Annotated in this window: 4 protein-coding genes; 3 read left to right on the top strand and 1 reads right to left on the bottom strand. The window is 69.8% G+C overall.

Features of this window, described 5'->3' with window-relative positions; all coding sequences use genetic code 11:
* The first annotated feature begins 201 nt into the window (after positions 1–201).
* The 3 genes from ACE3TU_RS18850 to ACE3TU_RS18840 all read left to right on the top strand — a co-directional run bounded on the left by ACE3TU_RS18850 (position 202) and on the right by ACE3TU_RS18840 (position 3,973).
* Positions 202–1,647 carry an FGGY-family carbohydrate kinase gene (locus ACE3TU_RS18850; protein WP_374627030.1) on the top strand — a complete coding sequence of 482 codons (1,446 nt, stop codon included), beginning with the start codon at positions 202–204 and terminating at the stop codon, positions 1,645–1,647.
* Positions 1,648–1,740: 93 nt separating this feature from the next.
* Positions 1,741–3,087 (top strand): MFS transporter, encoded by a 1,347-nt coding sequence (locus ACE3TU_RS18845; RefSeq protein WP_374627028.1) that lies wholly within the window; start codon positions 1,741–1,743, stop codon positions 3,085–3,087.
* Between the two features lie 94 nt (positions 3,088–3,181).
* Positions 3,182–3,973 (top strand): SDR family NAD(P)-dependent oxidoreductase, encoded by a 792-nt coding sequence (locus ACE3TU_RS18840; protein WP_374627026.1) that lies wholly within the window; start codon positions 3,182–3,184, stop codon positions 3,971–3,973.
* Between the two features lie 21 nt (positions 3,974–3,994).
* Here ACE3TU_RS18840 and ACE3TU_RS18835 read toward each other — a convergent pair.
* Positions 3,995–4,853 (bottom strand): dipeptidase (locus ACE3TU_RS18835; protein ID WP_374627024.1); only part of this gene is annotated, 859 nt, incomplete at its 5' end.

Genomic DNA, 4,853 nt, shown 5'->3' with positions numbered 1-4,853 from the left:
AGGACGAGACCGCGAACGGTCCGGTTGAAGCTGCTGAGCATGGGGTTAGTCCTCCTGGAGGCAAGGTGGCGTCGGCCTTGCCCGTCCGTCGGCGCTGCCCGGCGCCTGACGGTTGTTTTCCTTACGCCTCAGGGCACTATAAGGGAGCGGCGCGGCGGCTGCTACGCACATTTGGGCGCAGGGGCGCCGAAGGAGGATGGCTTGGCAAGCGAGTGCCTGATCGGCATCGACATCGGCACCACGGCGACGAAGGCGATCCTCGTCGATCGCCGGGGCGACCGGCTGGCGTCCTTTGCCCGCGCCTACCCGGTCCGGCGGCCCGCGCCCGGCCTCGCCGAGCAGGATCCGGCGGACTGGATGGACGCGATCGATGCCGCCCTGGCGGCCTTCGCCGCGGCGCACGACCTCTCCGGGCTGCAGGGGATCGGGCTCTGCTCGCAGGTCAATACCCACGTCTTCGTCGATGCGGCGGGCAGGGCGCTGCTTCCCGCCATCGTCTGGCAGGACACGCGCGCCGCGGCCGATGCGGCGGCGCTCGAGGCGCGGATCGCGCCGGCCGACAAGCTGGCCTGGTTCGGCGCGCCGATCCCGGTCGATGCGAGCCACGCCCTGTCGCGCATGGCGCATGTGGCGCGGGTGCGCCCCGAGGTCTGGGCGGCGACGCGCCACGTGCTGCTGCCCAAGGACTATTGCGCGCTGCAGCTGACCGGCGAAGTCGCCGGCGATCCGGTCTCGGCGGTCGGCCTCGTCGGCCGCAACGGCTATGTCGCGCCGCTGCTCGATCTCGTGCCGGGCGCGGCCGAGCGGCTGCCGTCGTTGTTTGACTTCCACCATGTGGTCGGCCGCGTGCGGTCAGGGCGCCCCGGCGCCGGCGCGCCGGTGATGGTGGGGGCGATGGATGCCTGGGGCGGCATGTTCGGGGTCGGCGTGGTGCGAGAGGGCGACGCCATGTACCAGAGCGGTACCAGCGAAATCCCGGGCATCATCAGTGCGCACGTCCATCCGACGCCGGGCGTCATCGTCTTCCCACCCTATGGCGGCATCGTCATGCACGCGGCGCCGACGCAGACCGGCGGAGCGGCGCTGGCCTGGCTCGGGCAGGTGCTGGGCCGCAGTCCGGCCGAAATGTCGGAACTGGCGGCCGGGGTGGCGCCCTCGAGCGCGGTGCCGCTGTTCCTGCCGCACCTTTCGGGAGAGCGGGCGCCGATCTGGGACAGTGCGACGCGCGGCGTGTTCGCGCGGCTCGACACGCGCGCCGGGGCGCCGGAGATGGTGCGGGCGGTGATGGAAGGCGTCGCGCTCTCGGTGCGCTGGGCCTTCGAGGCGCTGGAGGCCTCGGCCGGACTTCGCCTCGCGCGGGCCAATATCGGCGGCGGCGGTTCGCGCTCCGATGCCTGGTGCCAGATCCGGGCCGATGCGCTCGGCTTCGCCCTGCGCCGTACCGCGGTGGCCGATTCGGCGGCGGTGGGTGCGGCGATCCTCGCCGGGCTGGGCAGCGGCGTGATGGCGTCGCTGCCGGAAGCCGTCGACGGCCTGGTGCGGTTCGACCGGACGTTCGAACCCGATCCGGCGCTCTCCGGCTACTATGCCGAGCGTTTCGGCAAGTACCGGGAACTCTACGAGGCCCTGCGCGCGTTCAACGGCTGAGAAGGCAGGCTGGCGGATCAGCGCTTGTCCCGAGGTAGGCAGGGGCGCCATGTTTGGCTACCAATGGCACCCCGCAACCCGAGGATGCGCGTCATGACCCCGTTTCATCAGATCCTCGGCAACAACCTCGTCGCCAACATCACCAACTTCACGGTGTGGTTCGCCGTCACCTTCTGGGTGTTCATCGAGACCCGATCGGTGTTCGCGACCGGCATGATCGCCGGCATCTACCTGGTGCTCACCGCCGCGTTCGGCATCTGGTTCGGCTCGATCGTCGATCACAATGCCAAGAAGCTGGCCATGATGGGCTCGAGCGTGGTCTCGCTCGGCTTTTACGCCCTGTCGCTGCTGTTGCTGCTGCTTGCGCCCGAGGCCGCCTTCACCGATCCCTACGGCCCCTTGCTGTGGGGGTTCGTGCTGCTGGTGATGCTGGGGGTGATCGCCGGCAACATCCGCGGCATCGCGCTGCCCACCCTCGTGACCGTGCTGATCCCCGAGGATCGGCGCGACAAGGCCAACGGCCTGGTCGGGATGGTGAGCGGCATCGGCTTCCTCACCACCTCGGTGATCAGCGGCTTCCTGGTCGCCTGGGGCGGCATGCTGCTCGTCATGCCGCTGGCGCTGCTGTTCACCGCGCTGGCCTTGCTCCACCTCGCCATGGTCCGGATCGACGAGGGGCGGCCAGCGCCCGATCCGGGTGCGCCGCCGGAGCCGAAGCGCGTCGACATCGCCGGGACGATCCGCGTCATCGGCGCGGTGCCCGGCCTGTTCGCGCTGATCCTGTTCGCGACCTTCAACAATTTCCTCGGCGGCATCTTCATGGCGCTGCTCGATGCCTACGGTCTGTCGCTGGTCTCGGTCGAGGTCTGGGGCCTGACCTTCGGCTTCCTCTCGACCGCCTTCATCATCAGCGGCATCGTCATCGCGCGCACCGGGCTGGGCAGCCGGCCCCTGCGCACGCTGCTGCTGGTCAATCTCATCACCTGGAGCGTGTGCTGTGTGTTCGCCGTCCAGCACTCCTACTGGCTGCTGGTCGCGGGCTGCTTCATCTGGATGCTGCTCGGTCCCTATGCCGAGGCAGCCGAGCACACGACGCTGCAGAAGGTGGTGCCGCTCGAGCGTCAGGGCCGCGTCTTCGGTTTCGCGCAGTCGGTGGAGCAGGCGGCCTCGCCGCTCACTGCGTTTCTCATCGGCCCGCTGACCGAGTTCGTGGTGATCCCGTTCATGACCGTCGGCCTCGGCGCCGAGGCGATCGGCGGCTGGTTCGGTACGGGGCCGGCCCGCGGCATCGCGCTGGTGTTCACGCTTGCCGGTCTGCTCGGCGTCGCGGTCACCGTCCTCGCCTTCAACTCCCGCTCGTACCGGCGGCTTTCGGCGGCCTATGCCCGCTCGCCCGACGACCCGGCCGGCCCTCAGGCACCGAGCCCGACGGCCGCCTGAGTCCTTGTGTCGATTTGGCATCGCGCCGGGTGGCGGCTAGTGTCACGGCGGAATCGACCCCCCGGAGCAACCGGGGGCAGGGCGGAGGATGCGGATGACTGGGGAACTCAACGGCAAGGTCGCGATCGTCACCGGCGGCGCGACGGGGATCGGCTTCGGCTCGGCCGTGGCGCTGGCGGCAGAGGGGGCGAACGTCGTGCTGTTCGGACCCGACGGGGCCGCCCTCGAGGCCGCGGTCGCCCGGCTGGGGGGCGGGCGGGCCTCTCACGTCGTGGGCGATGTCAGCCGCTCGGCCGATGTCGAACGGCTGATCGCGCAGGCCGTCTCGCGCTGGGGCGGCATCGACATCGTGGTCAACAGTGCCGCCATTCAACCCTATGGCACGGTGGAGACGATGGATGAGGAGGGTTGGGACCGGACGCTCGCCATCAATCTCAAGGGCGCCTACCTCACCGGACACCACGCCATCCCGCAGATGAAGAAGCGCGGCGGCGGCGCCATCGTCAACATCGCCTCGGTGCAGGGAATCGCCTGCCAGACCAATGTCGCGGCCTATGTCGCCTCCAAGGGCGGCATGCTGGCGCTGACCCGTGCCATGGCGCTCGATCACGCCAGGGACGGCATTCGCGTCAACGCCGTCTGCCCCGGTTCGATCGATACCCCGATGCTGCGCTTTGCCGCCTCCGAAAACCTCGATGGCCGCACCGAGGACCAGGTGATCGCCATCTGGGGCGCCGCCCATCCGATCGGCCGCGTCGGCCTGCCCGAAGACGTGGGCGCCATGGTCGCCTTCCTTGCCGGTCCGCGCGCCGCGTTCTGCACCGGCGGCGAATATAAGGTCGATGGCGGCCTGCTCGCCAAGATCGGTGTGGTGCTGCCCGACTGAAGGGGGCCGACGGCGCCCCGCTCAGGCGCCGAGGCTGCGCTCGAGGCAGTCGAGCCAGTTCTCGCGCGCCAGTTTCGCGAGCAGCGGAGCGTCGTAGCCGTGGGCAGACAATGCTTCGAACAGTTTCGGCACGCCGGTCACGTCACCGATCGGATCGGGCACCGTGCAGCCGTCGAAATCCGAGCCCAGCCCGACATGCTCTTCGCCCAGCCGCTCGATCAGATAGTCGAGATGCCGAAGCGGCGCCTCCCAGCCGATGGCGGAAGTGCCCATGCCGTCGGGGTTGAGGAACGATGTCGAGAAGTTGAGTCCCACCATGCCGCCCGTGTCGCGGATGATGTCGAGCTGCCGGTCTGTCAGGTTGCGCGGCGAGGCGGTGAGGGCGTGCACGTTGGAATGGGTGGCAACCAGCGGCGCCGTCGACAGCTGCGCCACGTCGTTGAAGCCCGCCTCGTTCATGTGCGACAGATCGATCATGATGCCCAGCCGGTTGCACAGCCGGACGAGGTCCTTGCCGGCCTCGGTGAGGCCCGGCCCGATGTCGGGCGTGCCGGGGAACCTGAACGGGACGCCGTGCCCGAACACCGTCGGCCGGCTCCACACCGGGCCGAGCGAGCGCAAGCCCATGGCGTGGAAAAGGTAGAGCGCGTCGAGATCGGCGCCAATCGCTTCGGCCCCCTCCATGTGCATGATCGCCGCGATCCGGCCCGACGCCATGGCGGTCCGCGCTGCGGAGGCGGTGCGGCAGATGGCGAAGTCGTCCGGTGCGACGCGCTCCATCCAGTGCAGGTGGCCGGCCATGGCGAGGGCCACCGGCTGCGCCAGGTCGTGCCGCATCAGCTCGGGCAGCGGCACCTCGAAGGGCGCCTTGGCCATGATC

The organism is Devosia sp., assembly GCF_041917035.1.
GTDB lineage: Bacteria > Pseudomonadota > Alphaproteobacteria > Rhizobiales > Devosiaceae > Devosia_A.
This window is presented reverse-complemented; position numbering and strand designations above follow the sequence as displayed.

Coding starts and splice junctions, on each gene's coding strand:
- ACE3TU_RS18845 (WP_374627028.1), top strand. CDS start 1,741: ATGACCCCGTTTCATCAGATCCTCGGCAACAACCTCGTCGCCAACATC.
- ACE3TU_RS18840 (WP_374627026.1), top strand. CDS start 3,182: ATGACTGGGGAACTCAACGGCAAGGTCGCGATCGTCACCGGCGGCGCG.